30 protein-coding genes and 1 pseudogene are annotated in these 25,884 nt (G+C 72.6%); 13 read left to right on the forward strand and 18 right to left on the reverse strand.

The window, feature by feature from the left end; all coding sequences use genetic code 11:
* Positions 1 to 12: 12 nt before the first annotated feature.
* A complete protein-coding gene (locus V5E28_RS42100) occupies positions 13 to 651 on the reverse strand; it encodes a response regulator transcription factor (protein WP_336215557.1) in 639 nt (212 codons plus the stop codon).
* The gene (locus V5E28_RS42105) at positions 648 to 1,916 is read right to left on the reverse strand and encodes a sensor histidine kinase (protein WP_336215558.1); all 1,269 of its coding nucleotides are present in this window, start codon (positions 1,914 to 1,916) and stop codon (positions 648 to 650) included. Before V5E28_RS42105 ends, V5E28_RS42100 begins: the two co-directional genes overlap by 4 nt.
* 143 nt (positions 1,917 to 2,059) lie before the next feature.
* Between V5E28_RS42105 and V5E28_RS42110 the strand changes: the two genes are divergently transcribed.
* A complete protein-coding gene (locus tag V5E28_RS42110) occupies positions 2,060 to 2,623 on the forward strand; it encodes a ClpP family protease (protein WP_336215560.1) in 564 nt (187 codons plus the stop codon).
* Between the two features lies 1 nt (position 2,624).
* Positions 2,625 to 3,242 carry an ATP-dependent Clp protease proteolytic subunit gene (locus V5E28_RS42115; RefSeq protein WP_336215561.1) on the forward strand — a complete coding sequence of 206 codons (618 nt, stop codon included), beginning with the start codon at positions 2,625 to 2,627 and terminating at the stop codon, positions 3,240 to 3,242.
* 40 nt (positions 3,243 to 3,282) lie between these two features.
* On the opposite strand, the gene V5E28_RS42120 is transcribed toward V5E28_RS42115, so the two are convergent.
* From V5E28_RS42120 to V5E28_RS42130, 3 genes are read right to left on the reverse strand one after another with little or no spacing between them, the layout of a single operon-like run.
* Positions 3,283 to 3,588 (reverse strand): aminoglycoside adenylyltransferase domain-containing protein, encoded by a 306-nt coding sequence (locus V5E28_RS42120; RefSeq protein ID WP_336215563.1) that lies wholly within the window; start codon positions 3,586 to 3,588, stop codon positions 3,283 to 3,285.
* Between the two features lie 34 nt (positions 3,589 to 3,622).
* Positions 3,623 to 4,444 (reverse strand): ABC transporter permease, encoded by an 822-nt coding sequence (locus V5E28_RS42125; protein WP_336215564.1) that lies wholly within the window; start codon positions 4,442 to 4,444, stop codon positions 3,623 to 3,625.
* Positions 4,441 to 5,406 carry an ATP-binding cassette domain-containing protein gene (locus tag V5E28_RS42130; RefSeq protein WP_336215566.1) on the reverse strand — a complete coding sequence of 322 codons (966 nt, stop codon included), beginning with the start codon at positions 5,404 to 5,406 and terminating at the stop codon, positions 4,441 to 4,443. Before V5E28_RS42130 ends, V5E28_RS42125 begins: the two co-directional genes overlap by 4 nt.
* Before the next feature lie 45 nt (positions 5,407 to 5,451).
* Here V5E28_RS42130 and V5E28_RS42135 point away from each other — a divergent pair, with 45 nt between their 5' ends.
* Entirely contained in the window at positions 5,452 to 6,186 is a 735-nt protein-coding gene (locus V5E28_RS42135; protein WP_336215567.1) for a TetR/AcrR family transcriptional regulator, read from the forward strand.
* Positions 6,187 to 6,256: 70 nt separating this feature from the next.
* A complete protein-coding gene (locus V5E28_RS42140) occupies positions 6,257 to 7,018 on the forward strand; it encodes a TSUP family transporter (RefSeq protein WP_336215568.1) in 762 nt (253 codons plus the stop codon).
* Positions 7,019 to 7,022: 4 nt separating this feature from the next.
* Here the strand turns inward: V5E28_RS42140 and V5E28_RS42145 are convergent, their stop codons facing one another.
* Together V5E28_RS42145 and V5E28_RS42150 are read right to left on the reverse strand one after the other, a co-directional pair.
* Complete coding sequence (locus V5E28_RS42145; RefSeq protein ID WP_336215569.1) at positions 7,023 to 8,156, reverse strand: MFS transporter; 1,134 nt, start codon at positions 8,154 to 8,156, stop codon at positions 7,023 to 7,025.
* Entirely contained in the window at positions 8,153 to 8,914 is a 762-nt protein-coding gene (locus V5E28_RS42150; protein WP_336215570.1) for a DeoR/GlpR family DNA-binding transcription regulator, read from the reverse strand. Before V5E28_RS42150 ends, V5E28_RS42145 begins: the two co-directional genes overlap by 4 nt.
* 43 nt (positions 8,915 to 8,957) lie before the next feature.
* Between V5E28_RS42150 and V5E28_RS42155 the strand changes: the two genes are divergently transcribed.
* The 3 genes from V5E28_RS42155 to V5E28_RS42165 are packed head-to-tail and all read left to right on the forward strand — an operon-like array spanning position 8,958 to position 10,904.
* Entirely contained in the window at positions 8,958 to 9,929 is a 972-nt protein-coding gene (locus V5E28_RS42155; protein WP_336215572.1) for a helix-turn-helix transcriptional regulator, read from the forward strand.
* Between the two features lie 30 nt (positions 9,930 to 9,959).
* Complete coding sequence (locus V5E28_RS42160) at positions 9,960 to 10,688, forward strand: alpha/beta fold hydrolase (RefSeq protein WP_336215574.1); 729 nt, start codon at positions 9,960 to 9,962, stop codon at positions 10,686 to 10,688.
* Positions 10,689 to 10,691: 3 nt separating this feature from the next.
* Positions 10,692 to 10,904 carry a hypothetical protein gene (locus V5E28_RS42165; RefSeq protein ID WP_336215575.1) on the forward strand — a complete coding sequence of 71 codons (213 nt, stop codon included), beginning with the start codon at positions 10,692 to 10,694 and terminating at the stop codon, positions 10,902 to 10,904.
* On the opposite strand, the gene V5E28_RS42170 is transcribed toward V5E28_RS42165, so the two are convergent.
* Positions 10,901 to 11,320 (reverse strand): SRPBCC domain-containing protein, encoded by a 420-nt coding sequence (locus V5E28_RS42170; protein ID WP_336215577.1) that lies wholly within the window; start codon positions 11,318 to 11,320, stop codon positions 10,901 to 10,903. The two genes, V5E28_RS42165 and V5E28_RS42170, sit on opposite strands and share 4 nt — an antisense overlap.
* Positions 11,317 to 11,667: an ArsR/SmtB family transcription factor gene (locus V5E28_RS42175; protein WP_336215602.1), complete on the reverse strand. Its 351-nt coding sequence runs from the start codon at positions 11,665 to 11,667 to the stop codon at positions 11,317 to 11,319. The genes V5E28_RS42170 and V5E28_RS42175 overlap by 4 nt, the downstream gene beginning before the upstream one ends.
* A 65-nt stretch (positions 11,668 to 11,732) precedes the next feature.
* On the opposite strand from V5E28_RS42175, the gene V5E28_RS42180 reads away from it, so the two are divergent.
* Positions 11,733 to 12,071, forward strand: coding sequence for a VOC family protein (locus V5E28_RS42180; RefSeq protein WP_336215578.1), 339 nt, complete (start codon positions 11,733 to 11,735; stop codon positions 12,069 to 12,071).
* 4 nt (positions 12,072 to 12,075) lie between these two features.
* Here the strand turns inward: V5E28_RS42180 and V5E28_RS42185 are convergent, their stop codons facing one another.
* Positions 12,076 to 12,954, reverse strand: a complete 879-nt coding sequence (locus tag V5E28_RS42185; protein WP_442945955.1) for an SCO6745 family protein — start codon at positions 12,952 to 12,954, stop codon at positions 12,076 to 12,078.
* Between the two features lie 120 nt (positions 12,955 to 13,074).
* Here V5E28_RS42185 and V5E28_RS42190 point away from each other — a divergent pair, with 120 nt between their 5' ends.
* The gene (locus V5E28_RS42190; RefSeq protein WP_336215581.1) at positions 13,075 to 13,584 is read left to right on the forward strand and encodes a CGNR zinc finger domain-containing protein; all 510 of its coding nucleotides are present in this window, start codon (positions 13,075 to 13,077) and stop codon (positions 13,582 to 13,584) included.
* 25 nt (positions 13,585 to 13,609) lie between these two features.
* On the opposite strand, the gene V5E28_RS42195 is transcribed toward V5E28_RS42190, so the two are convergent.
* On the reverse strand, positions 13,610 to 14,572 hold the full coding sequence (locus tag V5E28_RS42195; RefSeq protein WP_336215582.1) for a helix-turn-helix transcriptional regulator: 963 nt from the start codon (positions 14,570 to 14,572) through the stop codon (positions 13,610 to 13,612).
* 81 nt (positions 14,573 to 14,653) lie between these two features.
* On the opposite strand from V5E28_RS42195, the gene V5E28_RS42200 reads away from it, so the two are divergent.
* On the forward strand, positions 14,654 to 15,478 hold the full coding sequence (locus V5E28_RS42200; protein WP_336215584.1) for an NmrA family NAD(P)-binding protein: 825 nt from the start codon (positions 14,654 to 14,656) through the stop codon (positions 15,476 to 15,478).
* Positions 15,479 to 15,600: 122 nt separating this feature from the next.
* Here V5E28_RS42200 and V5E28_RS42205 read toward each other — a convergent pair.
* Both V5E28_RS42205 and V5E28_RS42210 read right to left on the reverse strand, forming a co-directional pair.
* Positions 15,601 to 15,702: pseudogene (locus V5E28_RS42205) on the reverse strand (IS481 family transposase); the annotation flags it as partial.
* 107 nt (positions 15,703 to 15,809) lie between these two features.
* On the reverse strand, positions 15,810 to 16,058 hold the full coding sequence (locus V5E28_RS42210) for a hypothetical protein (RefSeq protein WP_336215585.1): 249 nt from the start codon (positions 16,056 to 16,058) through the stop codon (positions 15,810 to 15,812).
* A 321-nt stretch (positions 16,059 to 16,379) separates the two neighbouring features.
* Between V5E28_RS42210 and V5E28_RS42215 the strand changes: the two genes are divergently transcribed.
* A complete protein-coding gene (locus V5E28_RS42215) occupies positions 16,380 to 16,583 on the forward strand; it encodes a hypothetical protein (RefSeq protein ID WP_336215586.1) in 204 nt (67 codons plus the stop codon).
* An 84-nt stretch (positions 16,584 to 16,667) separates the two neighbouring features.
* Positions 16,668 to 17,393 carry a response regulator transcription factor gene (locus V5E28_RS42220; protein WP_336215587.1) on the forward strand — a complete coding sequence of 242 codons (726 nt, stop codon included), beginning with the start codon at positions 16,668 to 16,670 and terminating at the stop codon, positions 17,391 to 17,393.
* Here the strand turns inward: V5E28_RS42220 and pabB are convergent.
* Genes pabB through V5E28_RS42245 form a run of 5 tightly spaced genes read right to left on the reverse strand, consistent with a single transcriptional unit; the run spans position 17,341 to position 23,187 of the window.
* On the reverse strand, positions 17,341 to 19,452 hold the full coding sequence (pabB, locus tag V5E28_RS42225) for an aminodeoxychorismate synthase component I (RefSeq protein ID WP_336215589.1): 2,112 nt from the start codon (positions 19,450 to 19,452) through the stop codon (positions 17,341 to 17,343). The genes V5E28_RS42220 and pabB overlap by 53 nt on opposite strands.
* Complete coding sequence (locus tag V5E28_RS42230; RefSeq protein WP_336215590.1) at positions 19,440 to 20,285, reverse strand: aminotransferase class IV; 846 nt, start codon at positions 20,283 to 20,285, stop codon at positions 19,440 to 19,442. Before V5E28_RS42230 ends, pabB begins: the two co-directional genes overlap by 13 nt.
* Before the next feature lie 4 nt (positions 20,286 to 20,289).
* Entirely contained in the window at positions 20,290 to 21,903 is a 1,614-nt protein-coding gene (locus V5E28_RS42235; protein WP_336215592.1) for an AMP-binding protein, read from the reverse strand.
* Positions 21,896 to 22,492: a hypothetical protein gene (locus V5E28_RS42240; RefSeq protein WP_336215594.1), complete on the reverse strand. Its 597-nt coding sequence runs from the start codon at positions 22,490 to 22,492 to the stop codon at positions 21,896 to 21,898. Before V5E28_RS42240 ends, V5E28_RS42235 begins: the two co-directional genes overlap by 8 nt.
* Entirely contained in the window at positions 22,471 to 23,187 is a 717-nt protein-coding gene (locus V5E28_RS42245) for a Phenylacetic acid catabolic protein (RefSeq protein WP_336215595.1), read from the reverse strand. The genes V5E28_RS42240 and V5E28_RS42245 overlap by 22 nt, the downstream gene beginning before the upstream one ends.
* 297 nt (positions 23,188 to 23,484) lie before the next feature.
* On the opposite strand from V5E28_RS42245, the gene V5E28_RS42250 reads away from it, so the two are divergent.
* A partial coding sequence (locus V5E28_RS42250; protein ID WP_336215597.1) for a condensation domain-containing protein occupies positions 23,485 to 25,884 on the forward strand: 2,400 nt, incomplete at its 3' end.

Below are 25,884 nucleotides of genomic sequence, written 5' to 3' on the forward strand. Positions count from 1 at the left end.
TCGGCGGGACGGTCAGCGAGGTGAGACGAAGCCCGACTCGTAGGCGGCGATGACCGCCTGGGTGCGGTCGCGGGCGTCCAGCTTGGTGAGCACGTTGCCGACGTGCGTCTTGACGGTCTCCGGGCTGACCGTCAGCTCGGCGGCGATCTCGCTGTTGGACAGTCCTCTGGCCATCAGGCGCAGCACGTCACCCTCGCGGCCGGTCAGCCGGCCGATGCCCGGCACCGCGGCGACGGGCCGTCGACCGGCGAGGGCGCGGATGGCGGCGGGGAACAGGAGCGACTCCCCGGATGCCACCAGCTTGATCGCCCGCACCAGCTCGTCCGGCCGGGCCCGCTTGAGGAGGAAGCCGCTGGCGCCCGCCCGGAGCGCGTCGTAGACGTGGTCGTCGTTCTCGAAGGTGGTCACCACCAGCACCTTCGGCGCCTCCTCCAGCGCCACGAGCCGGTGGGTGGCCTGGATGCCGTCGACCGCCGGCATCCGCACGTCCATCAGCACCACGTCGGGCCGCTCGCGGCGTACCACGGGCAGCACCGCCGCGCCGTCGGCGGCCTCGCCGACCACGCTCAGGCCTGGCTCGGAGTCGATGATGACGCGCAGGCCGGTGCGGATGAGGGCCTCGTCGTCGGCGATCACGACCCTGATTGTCATGAGGACGACCGTAGCGGGAGCCGCACCGACACCTGCCAGCCGCCCTCGACAGGTCCGGCGTCCAGCTCGCCGTGCAGCAGCCGGACGCGTTCGGCCATCCCGGCCACCCCTCTGCCGCCCCCGCCCGCCCCGTGCCCGCCGTCGCGGGCGCCGGTCCGGTTGGTGACCTGGAGGTCCAGCACGTCATCTCGGACGCCGGCCGCCAGGTCCACCGGCCCCCGGCCGTGTTTGATCGCGTTGGTGAGGGCCTCCTGGACGATGCGGTAGGCCTCCCGCGACACCATGGCGGGGATGCCGGACAGGTCGCCCACCTCGCGCCGCACCTCGGCGCCCGAGGCGGCCACCAGCGCGTCGAGATCGCCGAGCGTCGCCTGCGGCGTCCTGCCGTCTCCCGCGATCGCGGCGCCGTCCCGGCTTCTCGCGTCGCCGGGTGTGCCGCCCCGCCCCTCGCCTTCACGCAGTACGCCCAGCACGTGGTCGAGCTCCTCCAGGGCGGCGCGGGCGGACTGCTCGATCGCCGCCAGGGCCGATCTGGCCGTGGCCGGGTCGTGGTCGAGGACCCTGCCCGCGGCGGCGGCCTGCAGGGTGACGACGCTGAGCGCGTGGCCGACCGAGTCGTGCAGCTCCCGCGCCAGCCGGTTGCGCTCGGCCAGGGTGCGGGCGTGCTCCTCGGCGGCGGCGAGCCGTTCGGCCGGCGTGGGGCCGAGCAGCCTGGGGGCGAGCCTGGCCAGCAGCTCCCCGGCCCCGGCCGCCACCGCGACCAGCAGGGCGAGCGCCGCCAGCCCCGACATCGCCCAGCCGATCGCGGGCCACCCGGGCTCCACCGTGATGCCCAGCATCTCCGTCGGGGCGCCGGTGAACGGCAGGGCCAGGCCGAACACGGTGAACGGCACGACCGCCAGCGTGAATCCGCTGACGATGCCGCCGATCGCCAGGTGCAGCGTGAACCAGGCGGCCGTGCGCCGCCGCTCCTGCCAGGACCGGCGGGTGTGCCCCGGGCCGGCCGGCGCGGTCTCGACGCGGGCGCCCAGAAGCCCCTGCGCGGCGTTCACCTCTAGGGAGCGCACCGGCAGGAACAGCCCGGTGAGGGCGATGACGGGCAGCATCGCGCCGAAGACACCGATCTGCACGGGCAGCAGCAGGTTGGCCGACTCGCCCTGCGCCACCCCCGAGATCAGCACGCCCGTCATCATGTACGGCATCAGCATGGCCCCGCCCAGGATCAGGCACGCCCACCGCCGGGCCAGCGACCGGTTCAATCTCACACCCGCGATTGTATGTCGACCTTTATTCGCTCACGGAGGAATGCGCCTTCAGAGAAATGCGCCCCGAGCGAAAAGATTCCTTAATTCGCGACGGTCGCGACTAGCGTCGTCGGGGAAATAGGTTCGACAGAAAGGCGACGCCCATGACGGAGACTCAGCGCACGCAGTGGCCTGACCAGCTCAGCCAGCGACTGCTGCAGCAGCGCATCCTCGTCCTCGGCCAGGAAGTCGACGACGACATTTGCAACCGGCTGTGCGGCGAGCTCCTTTTGCTGGCGGCCGAGGATCCCAAGCGGGACATAACTCTGTACATCAATTCACCGGGCGGTTCCGTGCACGCCGGCATGGCGCTGTACGACATGATGCAGTTCATTCCGTGCGACGTGGCGACGGTCGCGATGGGCTTCGCCGCCTCCATGGGCCAGTTCCTGCTCTGCGCCGGCGCCCCGGGCAAGCGCTACGCCCTGCCCAACGCCCGGGTCGTCATGCACCAGCCGCTCGGCGGCATCGGCGGCTCGGCCACCGACATCCAGATCCAGGCGGAGAACCTCCTCTTCACTAAGCGCCGGATGGCCGAGATCATCGCCCGGCACACCGGCCAGCCGCTGGAGCGCATCCAGGCCGACTCCGACCGGGACCGCTGGTTCACCGCCCAGGAGGCCCTCGACTACGGCTTCGTCGACCACATCGCCGAAGGGATGAACTGACATGAGCGGACGCTACGTGCTGCCCTCCTTCACCGAGCGCACCTCCTACGGCATCAAGGAGATGAACCCGTACAACAAGCTCTTCGAGGACCGGGTCATCTTCATCGGCACCCCCATCGACGACACTTCAGCCAACGACGTGATGGCGCAGCTCCTCACCTTGGAGTCGATCGAACCCGACCAGGACATCAACATGTACATCAACTCGCCCGGCGGATCGTTCACCGCGATGACGGCCATCTACGACACGATGCAGTTCGTCCGGCCGGAGATCCACACGGTCTGCATCGGCGAGGCGGCCTCGGCGGCGGCGGTCCTGCTGGCCGCGGGCACCCCCGGCAAGCGCGCGGCACTGCCGCACGCCCGGGTCCTCGTCCACCAGCCGGCCACGGAAGGCGGCCGCGGTCAGTCCAGCGACATGGAGATCCACGCCAGGGAGATCCTGCGGATGCGTGACCAGCAGGAGGAGATCCTCGCCCGGCACACCGGCCGGACGCCGCTGGAGATCAGGAAGGACATCGAGCGTGACCGCATCTTCACGGCGGAACAGGCCCGCTCCTACAACCTGATCGACGACATCTACGCCTCGAGAAAGCGCACCCTGACGACCACCCGCTGACCCCGCCGCGTGGGCCCCGCCGCTCAGCGCGGGCGGCGGCCTACCTGGAGCCGGACGTGGGTGGCGAAGGCGTGCAGTGCCATGCCGTGCTCGGCACCGTCCCCGGGCCGCCGCCGCGCACCATCAGCACCCGGCACGCGTTGAGGACGCCGTAGCAGGGGGACTCCTGGAGGCCGCCGTCCAGCACCTGGGCGAGGTCGTCCAGGATCGCCGCCAGATAGTCGGTGTGCGGCACCGGCGCGAAGACGGCGGCGGCCGGCGGGCCGAGCAGGGTGACACCCCGCCGGCGGGCGACGGTGATATGGGCGGCCAGGTCGGGGTCGGAGCGGGTCGTGCCGTGGTCCACCGCGCCGGCGAAAGGCCCGCACGGTCGCGGGCGGTCAGGTGGAGGTGCGGCGGCGGAAGAGCAGTGCCGCGAGCGGCAGGCTGATCACGACGGCCGCGGCGAGCCAGACGGCGGACAGCCGACCGGCGTCGCCCATGGGCTGGTCGAGCAGGAGGGCGCGGAGCGTCTCCACGATGGGGGTGGTCGGCTGGTACTCGGCGAAGCCGCGCAGGAGGGGCGGCATGGTCTCCGCCGGGACGACGCCGTCCGAGAGGTAGGGGAAGAAGATGACGGCGAAGCTGAACGCGCCGGCCGCCTGGGAAGAGGTGACGAGCAGCCCCCACACCATCGCGATCGAGGACACCGCCAGGATGTAGCCGGAGACGAGCGCGAGCACGAGGGCCCATTCGGCGATGGTGGCGTCCGGGCGGAAGCCCAGCGCGACGGCCACGGCCAGGGCGATGGCGGTGGCCGCCACGTTGCGGACCAGTGAGGCGACGACGTGGCTGGCCGGGACGGTCCAGCCGCTGATGGGCAGGGTGCGGAAGCGGTCGATCATGCCTCCGGTCAGCTCCTCGGAGATGTTCACCGCGGACAGCGCGGCGCCGTAACCGCCGGCCATGAGCAGGACGGTGGGGACGACGAAGTCGATGTAGTCCAGGCCGCTGGAGCCGGTGGTGATCGCGCCGCCGAAGACGTACACGAACACGATCATGATGAGGACCGGCAGGGCGATGTTCACCAGGAGGGCGTCGAGCGTGCGGGCCTCGTGGCGGAGCGCGCGGGTGATGAGGCGACCCAGGTCGGCGAGGGCCGTCGCGGCGGACGGGGGGCGGACCGCGCGGGTGGGCGCCGGGGTGGTGCTGGTGGTGGTCATGCGGTCACCGCCGTGAGTTCGAAGAAGACGTCGTCGAGGGTGGGGGTGCGCAGCTCCGTCCGCTCGACCGGGATGCCCGCCCGGTGCAGGAGGTCGAGTGCGCGGCGCAGGTGGTCGGGGTCCTGGACCGCGAGGACGATCTCGCGCGCGTCCGGGTCGAGGTGGGGGCCGGCGTCGCCCGTCGACAGGGCGGCGGCGGCGCGGGGGAGGTCGTCGGCGCGGGCGAGGCGCAGGGCCAGGCGTTCGGAGCCCACCTGGCGCTTGAGCGCGGCCGGGGTGTCGTCGGCGACGACGCGGCCGGCGTCGATCACCGCGATGCGGTCGGCGAGCTGGTCCGCCTCCTCCAGATACTGGGTGGTCAGCAGGATGGTCGTGCCGGAGGCGAGCAACTCGCGGATCACCGACCACAGCTCCGCCCGGCTGCGCGGGTCGAGGCCGGTGGTGGGCTCGTCGAGGAAGAGGATGCGCGGCGCGGCCACCATGCTGGCCGCGAGGTCGAGGCGGCGGCGCATGCCGCCGGAGTAGGTGGCGACCCGGCGGTCGGCGGCGGCGCCGAGGTCGAAGCGGTCGAGCAGGCCGGCCGCCCGGCGGCGGGCCTCGCGCCTGCCCAGGTGATAGAGGCCGGCGAACAGCTCCAGGTTCTCCCTGCCGGTGAGCAGGCCGTCCACGGTCGCCTGCTGGGCGGTCAGGCCGATGTCACGGCGCACCGCGGCTCCCTCGCGCGTGACGTCGTGGCCGCCGACCGTGGCGGTGCCGCGGTCGGGCGCGAGCAGGGTGGTCAGGATCCGGACCGTCGTGGTCTTGCCGGACCCGTTCGGCCCCAGCAGGGCCTGGAGGGAGCCCGCCGGGACGGTCAGCTCCACGCCGGTGAGCACATGGGTGTCGCCGAAGGATTTGTGCAGGTCGCGGGCGTGGATCGCGATCCCATCTTCTGCGTGCGCCGTACTGTGTATCGCATACATAGTTATTACGCTATATCACGTACACAGTTATGGGAAGGGAGTCCGATGGCGGAGGAGCTGGCGCTGCCGACCGTGGTGGCGCGCATGTGGGGGCGCGAGCCGGTGACGCGCAGGGGGCCGCGACCGCGGCTGGACCTGGCGCGGATCGTCGCCGCCGCCATCGAGATCGCCGACGTGGAAGGGCTGGCCGGGCTCTCCATGGGCAGCGTCGCCGCCCAGGTGGGCGTGGCGACCATGGCCCTGTACCGGTACGTCGGCAGCAAGGACGAGTTGCTCGTCATGATGGCCGACGGCGCCGTGCCGCCGCCGCCTGAGCGGGGAGACCTGGCCTGGCGCGACTACCTGGCCGTCTGGACGCGGGCCAACCGCGACTTCCTGCTCGGCCGCCCGTGGATGCTGTCCGTCGACCGCCTCACCCCGCCGATGGGGCCGAGGCGCATGCTGTGGCTGGACCGCGTGCTGGCCGCCCTCGCCGACACCGCGCTCGACGAGGGGGAGAAGATCAGGGCCGCGACCGCGCTCACCGGCTACGCGCTGGCCGACGCCTCCCTCGTGCTCGGGATGCGGCCGGCGGACGCCGAGGACGGGGTCGGCGGCGCGGCCGGGTACGGGCGGGTGCTCGCCGAGCTGCTCGAGCCGGAGGCCTATCCCGCGCTGTCGGGGGCGGTGCGCTCAGGTGTCTTCGAGGGGGTCGAGGGCTGGACGGAGGACAGCGACTTCGTGTTCGGCCTCGACCTCCTGCTCGACGGCATCGAGGCGCTGAACGCGCGACGGTCGTAGGGGCGGTAACCGTACAAACGAGGAGGAGTTATACGCTTCTTCCGTTTGTCGGGGGAATCTGGGGAGCCGCGTGCCGCTGGAACAGGTGCTCATGTTGCTGGTGGCGGCGGCGGGGGCCGGATGGGTGGACGCCGTCGTGGGCGGCGGCGGGCTGCTGCAACTGCCCGCGCTGATGGTGGCCGGGATCCCGCCCGTGCAGGCCATGGCGACCAACAAGTTCTCCTCCGTCTTCGGGACCGCCTCGGCGGCCGTCACGTACGCGCTGACCACCAAGTTCGACCGGCAGGTGGCGCTGCCCGGGGCGGCGCTGGCGGTGCTGAGCGCCGGCCTCGGGGCGTCGGCCGCGGCGGCGATCTCGGCAGAGGTGCTGCGGCCCGCGGTGATGGTGATCCTGCTGGGAGTGGCCGCCTTCGTGACGCTGCGGCCCGCGCTCGGCGCCGTGGGGCATCCGCACCTGCGCACCAACGCCAGGGTCGCTGTCGCGGTGGCCGTCGCCGGCGTGGGCATCGCGTTCTACGACGGCATCATGGGGCCGGGTACGGGGACGTTCCTGATCATCGCGTTCACCACGATCCTCGGGCTCGACTTCGTGTCCGCGTCCGCCTCGGCGAAGATCATCAATACGGGCACGAATCTGGGGGCCCTGTTCGTGTTCGGCTGGCAGGGGCACGTGCTGTGGGGGCTGGGGCTGGGCATGGCCGCGTGCAACGTCGCGGGCGCCCAGCTCGGCGCCAGGATGGCCATCAGACGAGGTGCGGGGTTCGTCCGGATCATCCTGCTGTGCGTGGTGGTGGTGATGGTGATCAGGCTCGGCTGGCAGCAGTTCGGCTGAGCGCTCAGGCCGGTGCGCGCGTGCGCAGGGCGGTGGCGGCCAAGGCCACGAAGGCGGCCAGCAGCGCGGGCAGGGCCAGCGCTCGGGGCAGGCCGGTGAGCTCGGCGGCGGCGCCGATGAGCACCGGGCCCGACAGGAAGCCCAGGTAGCCGATGCTCGCCGCCCTGGCCAGCGCCCGGCCGGCGAACGCCGGGTCGCGGTGGCCGGCGGCGGAGAACACCTGGGGGACGATGCATGACAGCCCGGCGCCGAAGCAGCCGAACCCGACCACCGCCGCCACCGGATGCCCGACGAGCAGGGACACCCCGAGCCCGCAGGCGGCCAGCAGGCCGCAGCCCCGCACCAGCCGCACCGGGCCGAACCGCGCCGCCAGCCGGTCCCCGGCCAGGCGGCCCGCGGTCATCATGACGGAGAACGCGGCATAGCCGGCGGCGGCGAACCCGGCGGAGGCGGCCAGGTCCTCGCGCAGGTAGACCGAGCTCCAGTCGGCCGCCGCGCCCTCGCCCACCAGGCAGCAGAAGGCGAGCACGCCGAGGAACACGATGCCCCTCGGATGCCCGGCCCGCCCGCCTGCCCTGGCCGCGTGCGCCGGCGGTGAGCGCAGCGCCCACCGCGCCGCCCACGCGGCGAGCCCGGCGATCATCACACCGACCGACCAGAACGTGGCGGCGGGCGACAGTTCCAGGTGCGCGAACACGCCTCCGACCGTGGCGCCCGCGAACCCGCCGATGCTGAAGACGGCGTGGAACGACGACATCATCGGCCGTCCCCACGCCCGCTCCACCTCCACGGCGTTGGCGTTCATGGACACGTCCAGCACCCCGTGCACGATGCCGAAGCCGAACAGCGCCAGCGCCAGCGTGAGCAGGTTCGGGGCGTACGCGATCGGTACGAGCACCACCGCGTGCAGCAGGGCGGCGGGCAGCATGACACTGCTGCTGCCGTAGCGGTCCACGAGGGGACCGACCGCCTGCATGCCGGCGACGGCCCCGGCGGCGATGGCCAGCAGGGCAAGGCTGAGCTGCCCGTCGCCGAGCCCGAGGTTCTCCTTGATGGCCGGGATCCGGGCCGTCCAGGTGCCGACGGCCGCCCCGGCGAGCAGGAAGAGCAGGTAGACGGCGACGCGGGCGCGGGTCACGCCGGCTCCTTGACCAGGCGTACGGTGACCCCGGCGGCGAGCAGGGCGTCGTGCTGGTCCCGCGGGACGGCGTCGTCGGTCACCACCACGTCCAGCCGCGAGATGGGGCACACGGCGCCGAACGCCGTCCGCGAGAACTTGCCCGAGTCGCAGACCACGATCACCCGGCGGGCGGCGGCGATGGCCGCCTGCTTGACCGCCACCTCGGGCAGGTCGTGCGCGGTCAGGCCGTGCTCCGACGACAGCCCGCAGCAGCCGATGACGGCCGTGTCGAAGCGCAGCGCCCTGATCGAGGTCTCGGTGAGCGGGCCCATGAAGTTCAGCTCGCCGGGGCGTACCTCGCCTCCCGGCAGCACGAGCCGCACGCGCGGCGCGGACGCCAGCAGCGACACCGCCTGCAGCGCCAGCGGCAGCACGGTCAGGCGGCGGGTCAGCAGGCTCCGCGCCACCTCCAGGGCGGTCGTGCCGCCGTCGAGGACGACCGCCTCCCCGTCGGCGATCAGCGCGGCCGCCTCGGCGCCGATCCGCTGCTTGGCCTCGACGGCCTCCCGCTCGCGGATGCCGAACGGCGGCTCCTCGCCACGCAGCAGCAGCGACAGCGCGCCGCCCCGGATCCTGCGGACCACCCCCTGCTGGGCGAGCTCGTCGAGGTCGCGCCTGATCGTCATCTCGGACACGCCGTGCTCCTCGGCCAGGTCGGCGACGGAGACGCTGTCGTTGGCGCGCAGGGTGTTCATGATGCGATGTAAACGGTCCATATGTTCATTCAAACATGGTCAATGTGCGCAATACAATTGCCTCATGCGTGCCAGCCGCCTGCTCTCCCTCCTGCTGCTTCTGCAGACGCGCGGCCGCATGACCGCGACCGAGCTGGCCGAGGAGCTCGAGGTGTCGGTGCGGACGGTCTACCGCGACGTGGAGGCGCTGTCGTCGGCGGGAGTGCCGGTCTACTCCGACCGCGGGCCGGCGGGCGGCTACCAGTTACTCGACGGCTACCGCACCCGGCTGAACGGCCTGACGGTGGAGGAGGCGTCGTCGCTGTTCCTGGCCGGGTTGCCCGGACCCGCCGCCGAGCTGGGGCTGGCCGAGGTGGCGGCCAACGCCGAGCTGAAGCTGCTGGCCGCGCTGCCGCCGGAGCCGCGCTCGCACGCCTCGCGGATGCGCGAGCGGTTCCTGCTGGACGTGCCCGGGTGGTATCGCAGCGCCGACGACGTGCCGCACCTGGGCGAGGTGTCGGAGGCCGTGTGGGAGCAGCGGCCGCTGCGGATGACCTACAGGCGCTGGGGTCAGCAGGAGGTCGAGCGGCTGGTCCACGCCTACGGGCTGGTGCTCAAGGGCGGCTCCTGGTACATGGTCGCCGCCCCGCCCGGCGGCGCCCCGCGCACCTATCGGGTGGCGCGCGTCCTCAGCGTGCGCACGCTGCCCGGCCGCTTCGACCGGCCGGACGGGTTCGACCTGGGGGAGTTCTGGCGGGCGTACGCGGTGGAGTTCCGCGAGCGGATGTACACCGCGAAGGCGGAGATCAAGGTGGCCCCCGGCATCGAGGAGCTGCTCGCCTACACGCTGGGCGCCGACGTGGTGGCGGCGGCGCTGGCCGAGGCCGCCGAGCCCGACGCGGAGGGTTGGCGGACCCTGACCGTGCCCGTCGAGTCGATCACCTACGCCCGCTGGCTGCTGCTGCGCCTCGGGGCGAGCGTGGAGGTCCTCGGACCGCCGGAACTGCGCGTCCTCATGGCGGAGGCGGTCGCTGAGCTGGGGAAAATGTATAGATGAAACCCGGCGTCGTCTGACACCATGCCCGGCATGACGATCTGGTTTGAGCAGGCGGGTTCGGGCGAGGCGGTGGTGCTGCTGCCTTCGAGCGCGGCCGACGCGGGCATGTGGGACGCGCAGTGGGAGCCGCTGGCCGAGCGCTTCCACGTGATCAGGGTGGACTACCGCGGCTTCGGCCACACCCCCTACGCGGCGGAGCGGCCCTACAGCGACTCGGGCGACGTCGCCGAGGTCCTCGCCGAGCTGGGCGTGACCAGCGCCACGCTGGTCGCCTCCTCCTACGGCTGCCGCGTCGCCCTGGAGCTGGCGCACCTCGCGAGCCGCCTGGTGCTGATGAATCCCGGCTCCGACCTGCCCAAGACGTCCGACGTGAAGGCCTTCGGCGAAGAGGAGGACCGGCTGCTGGAGGCGGGCGACGTCCAGGCCGCGGCCGAGCTGAACGCCCGCACCTGGCTCGGCCCCGCGGCGGACGACGCCACCAGACGGCGGGTGACCGCCATGCAGCACCACGCGTTCACCGTGCAGCTCGCCGCCGACCCCGAGCCGTCACAGTTCGCCCCCGGCCACACGCTCGCCGAGATCCAGGTGCCCGCGCTGGTCGTCACCGGCCCGTACGACCTGCCGTACTTCCGGCAGAGCGCCCGGCACGTGGCCGCCGAGCTGCCGCGGGCCGAGCTGGTCGAGCTGGACTGGGCCGGCCACCTGCCCGCGCTGGAGCGGCCGCAGGAGGTCACGAAGCTGCTGCTGGACTACCTTTAGAGCATGACGAGCGATCTGGCGACGCTGATGCGGCAGGCGCAGGACGACGATCCGCTGCGCGCGCTGGAGGCCACCACGGCGCTGCGCCACGAGATCGAGCGCATGGAGGCCGTCCACGTGCGGCGGGCCAGGGTGGCGGGCCTGCCGTGGGCGCAGATAGCGCACGCGATCGGGGTGACCAAGCAGGCCGTGCACAAGAAGTACGGCAAGCGCTAACCCCACTGCTCGGCGAACCAGCGCAGCGCGATCTTCCAGGAGTAGCCGCGCCGGATCCGGCCCGCCACGGCCGGAGGCAGCGTGTCCAGCCCCCGGTGCTCCAGCAGGACCTGGGTGCCACCGTCGACGGCGGCGAACGCCACCTCGATCTCCATCCGGCCGGTCGGGTTGAGCAGGTCGGCCCAGACGAGGCGGCGCGGCGGCTCCCAGGCGAGGATCCTGCCGGTGTCCACGTGGCCGCCGTCGGACCACACCTCGCGCAGGAAGCCGTCCTCGAACCGGATCGCCACCGCGCGGTCCGGGTCGACCCAGCTGTGCGGGCCGCGCACGTACCAGCGGTCGATCTCGTCGGTGAAGACGCGGAAGGCGGTGCCGGGGTCGACCGGAACGGTGATGCTGGCCTGGACCGCGTTCACCGCGGATCACGTCCCTGGGTGCCCTCGACATGGTCCTTGAACGAGCCGAGCTGTTCGGCCCAGAACGCCTGCACCTGGTCCAGCCACGCCTGCAACGCCGTGAACGGCTCCTGCCGCAGGGTGTAGAGGCGCAGCCGGGCGTCGTCGCCGCCGGCCTCGGCCCGCACCAGGCCGGTCGCGCGCAGCACGCGCAGGTGCCTGCTCAGGGCGGGCGCGCTCATCTGCACGGCCTGGGCCAGCTCTCCGGCGGGCCTGGGCCCGTCGCGCAGCAGGTCGACCACCCTGCGCCGGGTGGGATCGGCCAGCGCGGCGAGTGTCGCGTCCAGATCGTTAACGTTGCTGTTAATCTTTGACCACTTCCGTTATGCTGTTAATACTTAACGATAGCGCCAAATATTGCGGAGGTACGGATATGGCCGTCCAGCTCGGTTACTACACCCTGTCCGTCGGCGACCTCGACCGGGCGGCCGCCTTCTACGGCGCGCTGTTCGGCTGGGAGTTCAAGCGGGAGCACGAGACCTACCTGCATGTCACCAACACGGCGGTGCCGATGGGATTCACCTCGGGCGGCCCGTCGTCGCAGCCCGAGCTCTACTACTCCGTCGACGACGTCGACGCGGCCGCCGAGCAGGTGCGCAAGCTCGGCGGCTCGACGGGGGAGATGCTGGAGAGCAAGTCGGGGCGTGGCTGCACCTGCACCGACGACCAGGGCACCGTCATCAGCCTCTGGCAGTCCGCCCCCGGCTTCTGACGGCTCAGTCGGGGACCTTCACGGTCGCGATGCCGAGGGTGCTGGTCATCGGCAGCAGGCCCGCCCCGAAGACGGCGCCCAGGAACGGGCCGGCGAGCTGGACCAGCCGCTGGGCGCGCTCCTCGCCCAGGGCCCGCCAGGGCTCGGCCGCCAGCTCGTCGGTCATCCGCTCCACCTGGTCGCGCAGAGCCCGGCCCCGCTCGGTGGCCTGTCCCGAGGCGTCGACGAGGCCGCGGGCGATCAGCCGCTCCTGGGCGGCGGCCCACTCCTGCTCACTCCAGCCGCGCCCGGCGAAGTTCGCCACGGGGGCCGCGCCGATCGCGGCGAAGGAGACGAGTGACTCGCAGGGGTCGAGGTCCGCCGTCAGCAGCGCGGCCAGGTGGCCGTCGCCGCGGTGCTCGCGCAGCACCGTGGCGGCGTGCCAGAGCGCCAGGTGCGGCTCCTCGGGCCAGGGCAGGTCCAGGTTGGCGGCGGCGAACGGCCGGGCGGCCACGGTCACGCTCTCGGCGGCCCGCCTGGCCAGCTCGGCAGCCTCCGTCACCTCCGGGCCCGCCACCCGGTCGCCGAGCAGGGCGCGGTAGGTGCGGTCCACCGCCGTCAGCCTGGCTGCCAGAACCTGCCGCGGGGTCGCGGTGTCCCAGATGGTGGCGAAGTGCTCGGCGATCATGCTCGGGCTGAAGCTGTAGTAGGCGGCGGTGGCCAGCCTGGTGCCCGCCGTGCCCAGCGGGGCGGTGCGGTAGGCGAAGTAGCTGGGCCAGCGCGACTCCACGTCATAGCCGAGCGCGGCCGCCTCCTCGAAGGCCTCGGGCGAGAAGTACAGCACCGCGTGGATGGGCTCCATCTGGTGCCACATGCTGCGTGCAAGCCGGGAAATGGCAGACATGGCGAAAAATCCTCACTGTCTAGATAAGCTATGACAGTGACGATAGAGGCATGGCGCATCACTGGTCAATCCCAAATAGACAGTTATGTTGGCCGTTGGGCCGAGCTGGCGGTCATCCTGGTGAACGAACTGGCCGTGGACCGGGCGCGGGGCCGCCGCATCACGCCCCCCACCGACGGCCCGGCCCGCGCGGCCGCCCTCAGAGCCGTCGACGGCACCCCGGCCTCTCCGCTGCGGCCGGGCCGTGAGCTGACCGGCGAGGACGCCGATCGGCTGGCGGAGGTGGCGGCGGAGCTTCGGCCGGTCTTCGGCCGGGACCCGGCGGCCGCCGCCCTCGTGAACGCGACGCTGATCCGGCACGGCGCGGTCCCGCACCTGTTCGGGGACCCTCCGGTGCTGGCCTTCCACCGCGAGGACGCCGACCTGGTCGACGGGTGGGCCGCGAGCGCGGCCACCGCTCTGGCCATGGTGATCGGCGTCGGCCAGGGGGTGCGGCTCCGCTCGTGCGAGGCGGACGGGTGTGACCTGGTCTTCTTCGACGTCACCCGCAACGCGTCCCGCAGGTTCTGCGGCCTGTCGTGCCAGAACCGCGCCAAGGCCAGCGCCTACCGCGCCCGGCGCCGAGCCTGACGCCTCTGGAGGGAGACGGGCCGTCTCACGGTGCGGGCCAGGCCGCACGCTGCAGGCGGGCGGTCAGCGTGCGCAGGTGCTCGACCAGCTCGGGCGGCTCGCGGACGTCGAAGTCGAAGCCGAACGCCGCCACCCACACCGCGAGATGGTCCAGGCTGTCGGAGCCGATGCGCAGCGTGCAGGTGCGCTCGTCGACGGGCTCGACGACGCCGAGCGTGGGCGGCACCTCGCCGGCGACCTCGTCGGCCGGGCCGTGCATGGTCAGCACCGCCTGATAGCGGTAGCGGCCTGCGGTCATGCTCGCGGCCAGATAGCGGGCCACGTCCTCGTCGGGCAGCGCCCGCCCCTCGAAGCGGGGACCGCGCGGCACACGCAGGCCCAGGCGGTCCGCCCGGAACGTCCGCCAGTCCGACCTGCCCATGTCCCACGCGAACAGGTACCACCGCCGGCCGCCGCTCACCAGCCGGTACGGCTCCACGTCCCGCGCGCTCGCCGTGCCGTCGTCGGAGACGTAGTCGAAGCGCAGCCGCTCGCGGTCGCGCACGGCCGAGGCGATCGCGGTCAGCACCGACGGGTCGACGGTGGGGCCGGCGGCCGGCATGATCACCAGGGCCGAGCTGAGCGTGCCCACCTGATAGCGCAGCCGTGCGGGCAGCACCTGGTCCAGCTTGGCCAGCGCCCGCACGGACGTCTCGGCGATGCCGGTGATCGCGCCGCCCGCCGCGGTGCGCAGCCCGACGGCCACGGCGACCGCCTCCTCGTCGTCGAGCAGCAACGGAGGCAGCGAAGCCCCGGCGCCCAACTGGTAGCCGCCGCCGACGCCGCCGGTCGCGTCGATGGGGTAGCCGAGACCGCGCAGCTTGTCGACGTCACGCCGTACGGTCCGCGGGCTCACCCCCAGCCGGTCGGCCAGGTCCGTGCCGGACCAGTAGCGATGGGCCTGCAGCAACGCCAGCAGGCGGAGCAGCCGCGCGGAGGTCTCCAACATGGGTTCGATTCTGCCGCCGCTCGCGGACAGGAGCTGACCGCGGTCCCTCCTAGCGTCTAAGTCAAACGGAAGGAGATCATCATGACCATTCTTGTGGCGGGCGCCACCGGCAACGTCGGACGCCCCCTCGTCGAACAGTTGCTGGCCGCCGGGCACCGGGTCCGCGCCCTCACCCGCGACCCCGCGCGGGCGGACCTGCCCGCGGGCGCGGAGGCGGTCGCGGGCAACCTGGCCGACGCCGCCAGCCTGTCCGCGGCCTTCGCCGGCGTCAGCGCCGCGCACCTGATCAGCTTCGACGCCGCGGACTTCGCCCCGCTCCGCAACGGCCCCGACATCGTGGCGCTGGCGGTGAAGTCCGGCGTGCGCAAGGTGACGGTGCTCAAGGGGGATGTGGCCAAGAGCCCGCTGGAGGAGGCCGTCGAGGTCGGCGGCCTGGAATGGACCCATCTGGCGCCGGTGGAGTTCATGTCCAACGCGCTGGAGTGGGCCGAGTCGGTCAGGGCCGAGGGCGTCGTGCGCGAGGCGTTCCCCGACGCCAAGAGCGCCATGATCCACGAGGCGGACATCGCCGCGGTGGCCGCCGCCGCGCTGACCGGTGACCGGCACGCGGGTCGGGAGTACTGGCTGACCGGGCCCGAGGCGCTCACCCCTCCGGAGAAGGTGCGCACCATCGCGGAGGTCCTCGGCCGTGAGGTGCGTTATGTCGAGCTGAGCCGGGACGAGATCGTCGAGGAATGGCGGCGGGCGGGCTACTCGGACGCGGACGTCGAGTTCTTCCTGACCATGCGCACCGACCCGCCGGCGGCCGGCTACACCGTGCTGCCGACGGTGGAGGAGGTCACCGGCAGGCCGGCGCGGACGTTCGCGCAGTGGGTGCGGGAGCACGCCGCGGCCTTCGGCGGCTGATCAACACCGAAGGCCACTGATCAGAGCCCCCGCCCGGTGATGCCGGAGGGGAACTCGCCGGCCGGCGGCCCCGGCGTCGGGACATGGACAGCGCCGTCCGCACCGTACGGATCGCACCGCTCCAGCTCGGCGGCGGCATGCGCCACCGGGCGACCGTCGAACACGACACGACGGACCAGCAGGCATCTGCCATGAAACGTCAGCCGGGCGTTAGCGTGACCCATCAAGACCTCCGTGCAGTGGTGAAGTCGGCAACTCCACCACGCCCGGAGGTCTTCTTGATGATCAACTACCTGCGACCGCGTGTCACCAAGATCTTGGCCGAGTACAGCTAGCTCGGCGCGCGGTCGAGCCGCCATCGCCCACCGACGGTGATGACGACCTTGGGCGGCAGCGGCAGCTCGTGGAAGCGCGACTCGTTGGAGTCCATCTGGTAGCCGGCGGTGTTGGGATAGACGAGCAGGTCCCCTGCCCCCGGCCGGCCGGGCAGGGCGATCCTGCGCCAGGTGAGCATGTCCGGTTCCAGGCAGCTCGCGCCGCCCACACAGCTCTCGAACGGCCCGCCCGGCCTGACCGGCACGGGCGCCCTCCTCGGCGCAGCGTTCGACGAAACAGGCCGCCTTCTTGGCGTAGTGGATCTGGCCCTCGACGCCGTCGAGGGCCGCGCGAAAGGCGCGCAGGTTGGCCGAGAAGCGGTCGGGGAACAGCACGTGGAACGGGCCGCGCAGGCCGTAGGCCAGCTCCTCCAGCAGCCCGCCGCCCTGCTCCAGCAGTGTCCGAGCCTGGCGCGACAGCAGCGCCGTCACCGCCACAGCTCGATCACCTGCCCCAGCCCGCGCTCCTCGGCCGCCTCGGCGAAGCGGTGGCCGAGCGACAAAATTAGGCAGGCTAACCTAAGTTGTTGGACGGTGTTCTTGCGAATTCGCGGACGGTGACCTGCGGATACGTCCCGCACCCGGCCCCGCCGAAAAATGCAGGAGCGCGCGCGTGGCCCGCCGTGATCATGGGCGGTCGCGACCTGGAGCTCGTCGCCCGCCACTGCGCCATCGAGGACGGCAGGCCCGGCTGGGCAGGCGATGCCGCCGCTCTCGGCGCCCGCGGATGATCGGCCGGATTCGGCCGTCCGAGGCATAGGAGGGGGCCTGGTGGGTACTAGGGCCGCTACCCCTTCAACCCAAGGCGCATCACGATGGCTTCGAAGCGGCAGGCAGGACAGAACGGTTCCCGGGTCGCCCTGGTCTCACTGGGCAGCGACCTGGTCCGGTGCGGGTTACGCACCATGCTGCGCGAGCTGGAGGCGCTCGACGACGTGCTCGACAGCCCCGACTTCGACCAGAGCATGGAGCTGCTGCACTCGGGCAGGATCACGCTGCTGGTCCTGAGCAACGGCACCGAGCCGCGGCAGCCCGAGACGCTCGCCCGCGTGGCCACCGATCGCGGAGTGCGGGTGCTGCTGCTGTTACGGACGGCCAGCGACCAGGCGCTGGCCCAGGTGGCGCCGATCCCCGCCGACGGCTACCTGCTGGAGAACGCGCTGACCCACGAAGCGCTGATGAGCGCGCTGGGCGACCTGGACAGCGGGCTGGTGCCGATGCCCGGCCCGGTGGCCCGCAAGCTGATGGACCAGGTCAGCTCGGCCGGCCCGGACGAACCCCAGCCCTCCGCCGAGCCCCGTGCGCGCGAGAACGCCACCCCGCTGACCTGCCGCGAGCTGGAGGCGCTGACCCTGATGGCCGAAGGGCTCAGCAACAAGCAGATCGCCCGCCGCCTCGGCATCTCCGAACACGGCGCCAAACGGCACGTCGCCAACATCCTGGCCAAGCTCAACTGCTCGAACAGGACGCTGGCGACGACGGTGGCGCTCAGTCGCGGACTGGTTCCCGAGCCGGGGACGGCCCGGCGGGCTCGCCGCTGAGCCCGCGCTCCAGGGCCGCCACCCCTCGCAACGGCGCCCTGGCCTTGAGCAGCATCTCCTCGAACTCCGCCTCGTGCTCGGAGTCCAGCACGATGGCGCCGCCCGCGCCCACGGACAACCAGCCCCGGTGCGCCACCGCGGTGCGGATCACGATGTTGAGATCCGCGGTGCCGTCCAGGCCGAAGAAGCCGATCGAGCCCGAGTACACGCCGCGCGCCCGCCCCTCCAGCCGGTCGATGATCTCCATCGTGCGCAGCTTAGGCGCCCCGGTCATCGAGCCACCCGGGAAGCACGCCCGCGCCGCCTGCACGGCGCTGACGCCCTCGTGCAGGTGGCCGCGGACGGTCGAGACGAGCTGGTGCACGGTCTCGTACGACTCCACGGCCATGAACCGGGGGACGCTCACCGATCCGATGTCGCTGATGCGGCCCAGGTCGTTGCGGAGCAGATCCACGATCATGAGGTTCTCCGCCCTGGTCTTGTCGGAGGTCGCCAGCTCCTCGCGCAGGGCGGCGTCGTGGCGCGGCTCGGGGTCGCGCGGTGCGGTGCCCTTGATCGGCTTGGATTCGGCGATCCGGTCCCTGCCGACCTTCAGGAAGCGCTCGGGGGACGAGCACAGCACGTGCATCTCGCCCAGGCGCAGGTAGGCGGCGTAAGGGGCGGGATTGAGCCGCCGCTGGGCCAGGTAGAGGTCGTACGGGGAACCGTCGAAGGGGATCTCCGCGGTGTCGGTCAGGCAGATCTCGTAGCTCTCCCCGGCACGCAGCAGCCGCAGGCACTCCTCGATGTCGGCCAGATAGCGCCCGCGCGGCCGCACCAGCCACGGCTCCGGATCGAACTCCAGGTTGGGCCGCGTGGCCGGCCGCGCGACCTGCCCGCGCTTGCGGCAGACGGCGGCCGCCTCGGCCACCCAGGCGCGGGCCGCGGCCCGGCTGTCATTCCCGCCGTCGGTCAGCGCCACCGCCCAGGTCTCGCCGCTCTCGTGGTCGATCGCCACCAGCCTGGTCGCGGACATCCACACCGCGTCGGGGAAGGGCGAGACGTGCGCGGCCGACGCGCCGCAGTCACGCTTGAGCTCGTAGCCGAAATAGCCGACATATCCGCCGTTCAGATCGAACGGCAGCGCCGGATCGCTCGGCATGGCCCGTGCCTTCAGACGGGCGTCCAGCACGTCGAAGACCGAGGAGAAGACGGCCGAATCGACGCCGCCGGAGCGCACCAGCACGCTGTCGGATCCCGGCCGGCAAGACAGGATCTCGCCGTGCGGGCCGCCGGCGTCGCCGAGATAGGAGAAGCGGGCCAGCCCCGGCTCGGCCCGGCTGCTGTCCAGCCAGAAGGAGTACGGCTCGGCCGCGAACAGATCGCCGAAGACCTCCTCGGCGTCAGAGGCGCCGTAGACCCGCTCGGCCTCCAGCGACCAGCGCGACCCTCCCGCGGGCCGCGACGCCGGGACGGCCACGCCGGTCCCGGCGGTCCCGGCGTGCTCCGCCGCCAGGTCGCGGAAGTTGCGCATCAGCGTGGGCCCGTACTCGGTGGAGATCGACTCCGGGTGGAACTGCACGCCCCACCAGGGCATCGTGCGGTGCCGCAGGCCCATGACGACCGAGTCGGCGGTCCACGCGGTGATCTCCAGGTCGTCCGGCGCGGGCGTGGCCACGCAGAGCGAGTGGTAGCGCACCGCGTGGAAACGCTGGGGCAGGTCGCGGAACAGATCGCGGCCGCAGTGCCTGATCTCCTCCACGTAGCCGTGGATCGGCGCGGGCGCGGGCACCACGTCGGCGCCCGACAGCCAGGCCAGCGCCTGATGGCCCAGGCAGACGCCCAGCACGGGCAGCCCGGAGTCACGGATCAGCTCGAGCGCGCAGCCGACGTCGCGGCCCTGCTGCGGGCGGCCGGGGCCGGGGGAGACGATGAGCGCGTCGAAACGGCTCAGGTCCAGATCCGCCCAGCCGGGGTCGTCGTTGGTCAGCACCACCGGCTCCACGCCGTACGCCTGGGCGGCGAGCTGGAAGAGGTTGTAGGTGTAGGAGTCGTAGTTGTCCACGATCAGGGTGCGCACGGCGACTCCAGCAGGTGGCGGGCGGGCAGGACGGCGCGGTGCCGCACGGCCTGCCGCCACTGCGCGGTCCGCGCCGGCGCCGCGAGCCTGGCGGGCGTCGAGCGGCCGCCGGCGTCGACCCAGGCGCGCACCGGGCGCAGCCCGTGCAGGGCGTTGACGGTCCAGGCCTCCAGCCGCGTCAGCTCGGCCAGGCTCACCCGCTCACGCCTGATCGGGCAGCGCCAGTCGTCGGCCAGCCGTTCCAGATGGATCCTGGTCACCGACGGCAGCACGGGCAGCCCGGCCTCGGGCACGCACAGCGTGCCGCCGCGCCACCACACCAGCGCGCTGTGGGCGGTCTCCAGCGCGGTGCCGTCGCCGTCGTAGAGCACGGCGTCGTCCGCGCCCGCCGCCCTGGCCCGATCCCGCAGCCCGGCCAGGACCCGCAGATCCGGGCCCTTGACCGTGGGCCGCGAGCGCGGGTCGGGCTCCGGCGGGATCCAGAGCGTCACGTCCTCGTCGGACGGCCCCGGCCACGCTCTGGGCCACAGCGCCAGCCGGGGCTCGGCCCCGCCGTACGCCTCGATCCGGGGGAACCAGAGGCCGTGCTCGGGCAGCCAGAGCCGCACCGCGTCCAGGAACCGGTCGATCGTGGTCAGCTCGGGCACCAGCTCCGCGCAGGAGCACAGGAACCGCCGCTCGTGCAGTCCCAGCCCGCGTACCCGCCCCTCGGCGACCAGCCAGGAGTCGACGACCGAGGGCTCGCCCGGCCGCCACCACGTGGCGGAGGTCAGGCCGGACGACTCGTTCCAGACCATGCGCTCGCTCGTGCGCTCGTCGGCGCGGACAGTCATGCGCTCACCACTCTCCCTCGCGCACCGCGAAGCGGCGCAGCTTGCCTGTCGGGGTGCGCGGCAGCCGCGGGCAGAACCGCACGCTGCGCGGCACCTTGTACGGAGCCAGCCTGCGCCTGGCCAGGCCGATCAGCTCGCTCTCCAGTCCGATGGCGTTCTCCGGCCGGATGACACCTACCCCGTCCGCCTGAGAGGGCACCGCGCCCGGCCGGGGCGCCGCGTCCGGCTGGGCGGGCACCACGAAGGCGCGTAGTTTGCGCGCGCCGCGCTCGTCGGGGATGACCGCCACCGCGACCTCGGCCACCGCCGGGTGCTCGGCCAGCACCCGCTCGATCTCGATGGGGGAGACGGTGATGCCGCCCACCATCTCCATGTCGTCCACGCGCCCGCAGTGTTTCAGCGCGCCGCCGTCCACGTATTCGGCCAGGTCACCGGTGCGCAGCCAGCCGTCGCGCAGCGCCCGGGCGGTCTGCTCGGGACGCCCCAGATATTCGGTCATGACCGAGGCGCCGCGCACCCAGATCTCGCCCTGGCCCAGGGTGACCCGGGCGCCGTTCCTGCCGCGCAGCACGATCTCGTAGCCGGGCAGCGGGCGGCCGATGGTGCCGGGCTCGTCGCGCCAGGCGGTGTTGGAGCAGTAGGCGTGGCCGACCTCGGTCGAGCCGAGCTGGTCCAGCACCGGAGCGGAGAGCAGCTCACCGACCCTGGCTCCCAAGGTGGTGGACAGAGGCTCGCCCGCCGAGACGGCCAGCCGTACCGAGGAGAAGAGCTCAGGCGGGCACTCGGCCAGCAGGTTGGCGTAAGCGCTCGGCACCCCGTACAGCAGCGTCACGCCGTGGCGCGCGACGATCTCCGCGGTCTCCGCCGGAGCCGTCCGGTGCGGGACCAGCACCGCGGAGGAGCCGGAGAAGAGCGGGAAGACCAGCGCGTTGCCCAGGCCGTAGGCGAAGTAGAGCTTCGAGATCGACAGCGTCACGTCGTCGGGGCGCACGCCCACCACGCCTTCGCCCGCCGCCCGCTGGTAGCGGGCGAGGTCGGCGTGGCGGTGCAGCGCCGCCTTGGGCAGGCCGGTCGTGCCGGAGGTGTACTGCGCGTACAGCGGTGTGTCGCCGGTGACGCACGCGGCCGGTCCGGTGGGGGCGCTCGCGGCCAGCCGGATCAGCCGCTCGCCCGTCAGCACCGCGGGGCCGTCGAAGCGGCCGGTGAGACGCTCTTCCGTCACCACGAGGCCGGCCCGGCAGTCACCGGCCATGAAGGCGTGGTCGTCCGGGGACAGGTCGGGATTGATCGGGATCGCGACCGCGCCGAGCCGGGCCGCGGCCAGGAACGCCGTCACCCACGCGATGCCGTCCTGCATCGCGATCAGCACCCGGTCGCCGGGCCGGACGCCGTGGTCGACGAGGACGGAGGTGGCGCACGCGGCCAGCGTGTGCACGTCGCCGTGGGTCCAGGAGCGCTCGGCGGTGTGGAAGGCGGGCCGCTCCCACCAGCCCTCGCGACGGGCTTTCGCGGCCAGGTGGATCGCGCAGTTGGCGGTCCCGGTCGGCGTGCCCTTTCCGGCGTCCTTCGCGGCGGCCGGCAGGTGAACGGGTTCGCGGCCGGGCAGGACCTCAGCCATGACGGGACCTCCCCGGCAGATCGCGGGAGTCTTCCGGCGGGACGCGGGAGATGGGCGGCGTGCCACGGGGGCGGCCCGGCAGGCCGAGCGGGGCGACGAGGAGGGCGCCGTCCACGGGGCCGACCGGCCACCAGCCGTGGCCGACCAGGTCGGCGAGCGCGTCGTCACGGTCGTCGGCCAGCGAGGTGGCGACCAGGGTGCCGAGCAGCCACAGGATCGCGCCGGACATCGCCAGCGCGTCGCCGTCACCGGGCTCGGCGGGTTCGAGGCGCGGGGTGGCGACCAGCATCGCCACGTGCTCGGCCAGCTCCAGCCGGTCCTCGCGGCCGTCTGCGACCAGCCGCGCGCGAGCCTCCGAACGGCGGCTCTCCAGCCATGCCAGCCAGCCGGGATCGACCCGATCGAGCAGTGCGGCGGGCACGTCCTCCACCTGCCGCACCGGCATGCCCTCCACCTCGCCCGGCGTGTGGCTCCCGCTCGGCGGGCGGGCGGACAGGGCGTGCAGCAGGGCGGCGACGCGGTGGCCGCCTGGACCGAGGTCGGCGGCGAGTCCTTGGGGCGGGGCGCTCAGCTCGAAGTACCGTGCCATCGCGTCTCCACCTCCGGAAAGTCCAGCCCGAGCTCGTCGCAGAGCAGCACCCGGGTACGACGGACGAACTCCGCGCGCGACTCGTCGTTGGTCAGCCGCTTGATGCCCCACCTGCGGAAGATCTCGTTGTTCCTGGAGTCGCTACGCCCGAAGAAGGGCAGCGTCATCTCGATGAGATGGTGCGCCGACGAGCGCAACCGCTCGTGGACGGCCGGATCGGCGGCCAGCTGCTTTGCCGTCGTGGCGCCGAATCCGACGTGAAAGCGCTCCTCGGGCATCAGCGACCGGCACAGCTTGCGCAGCGGCAGGTACGAGCATTCGCACAGGTCTTCCATCAGCACGACCTCGGCCAGGTCCACGATCGCCTTGGTCATCACGTATCCGGTCCACGACTCCACCTGATAGTCGAAGACCGACAGCGGTGCGCGATTATGCGCGTCCGCCAGGCCGAGCTCGTTCGCGAGTTTGTTGAACTTCAGATGATGGCCGTACTCCTCCATGGCCATTCTGCAGGCGAGCCATTTCTCGCGCGGGGTGGGCGCGAGTGAAATGGAGGGCTCGTCGAACACCGCCGCGCCTGCCGCTTCGTTGCGGACGTGGCTGGTGATGATCTTGCCGAGAGCGGTGACGTACTCCTCGCCGAGCGCGTGCGCCGCGGCGGCGTCGGGGACGTCCTGCGTGAGCGTCTGCGGCACGTCGCCTCCCTTCCAGACTTACCGGTGGAAGCTAAATGCGCACCTGGAGCACGGGCAAGTGCCCGGATGGCCACCTCGAAAGAGGGGGCCCGACTTCGCCTCGCGGATCGAAAGGGCACGTTTATCGTGTCTCCGCTGAACAGCCGTTTCCGGTCGGGCAGCAAGGTAAGGCGAACCTAAGCACAGAATGGCTAGTGGGCAGGCTTAGTCAGAAATTTCGAGATTTGTCGGCCGTTGGCAGGCATGCCAGCGTTATATGCCATGACGGAAACGGCGATGCGTCAGCACCATGTGCCCGTGCAAGGCAGGGTGCTTCCGGCCGAGGATCTGGAAGCGCCGGTGAGCGAGCTGACCGGGCTGCCCTGCCGCGCCATCCAGACCGTCCAGGGCGGAGGCCTGATCCTGCTGGCGGAGGCCGCCCCCGGAGCCGAGCCGCCGGCGCGCCGGGTGCGGGCCGCCGTCCTGGACGCCTGCGGCGCGGTGGTGGAGACGGTGGTGACGACCGATCCGGGGTCGCTGACCGGCGACCGGGCCGAGCTGGTGACCCGGTACCGGCGCAACCTGCTGCCGGTGCGCGCCGTCGACACGCTGACGATCCCGCCCGGCGCACCGGTGCCCGACACCCGGGACCGCCGCGCCCGCGATCTTCCGGCCGCGCAGGCCCCGCGCGAGGCGCGGAACGCCCGCCCCGCCGCGGCCTCGCGACCCGTCCTCAGCCTGGAGGAGATCGCACGCGCCGCAGCCGAACTCCTCGGCATCCCGCCGGAGGACGTCGACCCCCACGAGGACCTCATCGCCCAGGGCATCGACTCCATCCGCGTCATGCAGCTCGCCAACGACTGGCAGCGCCAGGGCATCAAGGTCAAGTTCGCCGACCTGGTGGAGTCTCCCACGGTCGCCGCCTGGCACGACCTGCTCCGGTCGAGCGGCAGCACCGCCCCGCCGCCCCCGGAGGCCGAGCCGGTCGACCGCCACGCGCCGTTCGGTCTCACCCCGCTCCAGCACGCCTACTGGTTCGGCCGCCGCGACCGCCAGGTGCTCGGCGGCGTCGGCTGCCACTTCTACGTCGAGTTCGACGGTCACGACATCGACCGCGACGCCCTGGAGGGCGCCGCCCACGCGCTGTTCGAGCGGCACGACCTGCTGCGCGCACGCTTCCTCGACGACGGCACCCAGCAGATCCTGCCCCGCCACCCGTGGCCCGGCCTGACCGTCCACGACCTGCGCACCGCGCGGGACACCGAGGCACGCCTGCTCGGCCTGCGCGAGCGCCTGTCGCACCGGCGCCTCGAGGTCGAGCGCGGCGAGGTGCTCGATCTGACGCTCTCCCTGCTGCCGGACGGCGCCTACCGCCTGCACGTCAACGTCGACCTGCTCGTCGCCGACGTCCGCAGCATCCAGATCCTGCTGGAGGACCTGGCCGGCCTCTATCGGGGCGCGGACCTGCCTCCGCTGGCCTACGGGTTCCCCGACTACCTCGCCGAGCGTGATCGGCTGCGCGCGGACGACCGTGAGGCCGACCGCCGCTACTGGGCCGGCCGGCTGCCCGAGCTGCCCCCCGGCCCGCGCCTCCCGCTGGCCGTCGAGCCAGAGAAGGTGGCCCGGGTACGGGTCGTCCGCCGCGAACGCAGGCTCACCGCCGAGGAACGGGAGCGGCTGGCCGGGCGGGCCCGCGCGCACGGCGTCACGCTGCCAATGGTGCTGGCGGCCGCGCTGGCCGAGGTCGTCGGCACGTGGAGCGGCGAGCCACGGTTCCTGCTGAACGCCCCGCTCTTCGACCGGCAGGTGCTGCACCCCGACGTGGAGCGCATGGTCGCCGACTTCACCAACCTCATCCTGCTGGAGGTGGACCTGTCCCGGCCGCAGACGTTCGCCGAACGGGTGGCGTCCTTGCAGGCCCGCTTCCAGCGCGACATGGCGCACTCGGCCTACTCCGGCGTCGAGGTCCTGCGCGACCTCGGCCGGGGCGGCCGCCACGACCGGGTGACCGCGCCGGTGGTCTTCACCAGCGCGCTCGGCATGGGCGACCTGGTCGGCTCGGACGTGCAGCGCAGCCTGGGCGGCCTGGGCTGGATGCTCTCGCAGACGCCGCAGGTCTGGCTGGACCACCAGGTGGTCGAGGTGGACGGCGGTCTGCTGGTCAACTGGGACGCCGTCGAGGAGCTCTTCCCGCCCGGCGTGCTGGACGGCATGGCGGACGGCTACGACCACCTGCTCGGCTGGCTCCTGGAGCACGACTGGGACGCACCCGCACCGCCGCTCGTGCCGTCGTCGCGGCTCGGAGCCCGGACGGCCGCCAACTCCACCGCGGCGCCGCTGCCGGAGGGCGCGCTGCACGCGCGCTTCTTCGAGCGTGCCCGCCGCGATCCAGCTCGTGTGGCGATATGTCCGGATATCACGTATGGCGAGCTGGCCGAACGGGCGTTGCGCGTGGCGGGTTACCTGCGCGGCCGTGGCGTACGGCCCGGTGAGGCGGTCGCCCTCTGCCTGCCGAAGGGGCCCGATCAGGTGGCGGCGGTTCTGGGCGTGCTCGCCGCCGGCGCTCTCTATGTCCCCGTCGGTCTCGACCAGCCCGAGGCTCGCAGGGAGCAGATCATGCGGCGCGCCGAGGCTCGCCTCCTGCTGACGGACCTGCCCGATGCGGCGCCGTTGGTGGGTCCGGTGGAGGTGGATCCGGGGGCGGGGGCGTATGTGATT

Origin of the sequence: Nonomuraea sp. LPB2021202275-12-8, from assembly GCF_037044575.1 — a bacterium.
Lineage (GTDB): Bacteria > Actinomycetota > Actinomycetes > Streptosporangiales > Streptosporangiaceae > Nonomuraea.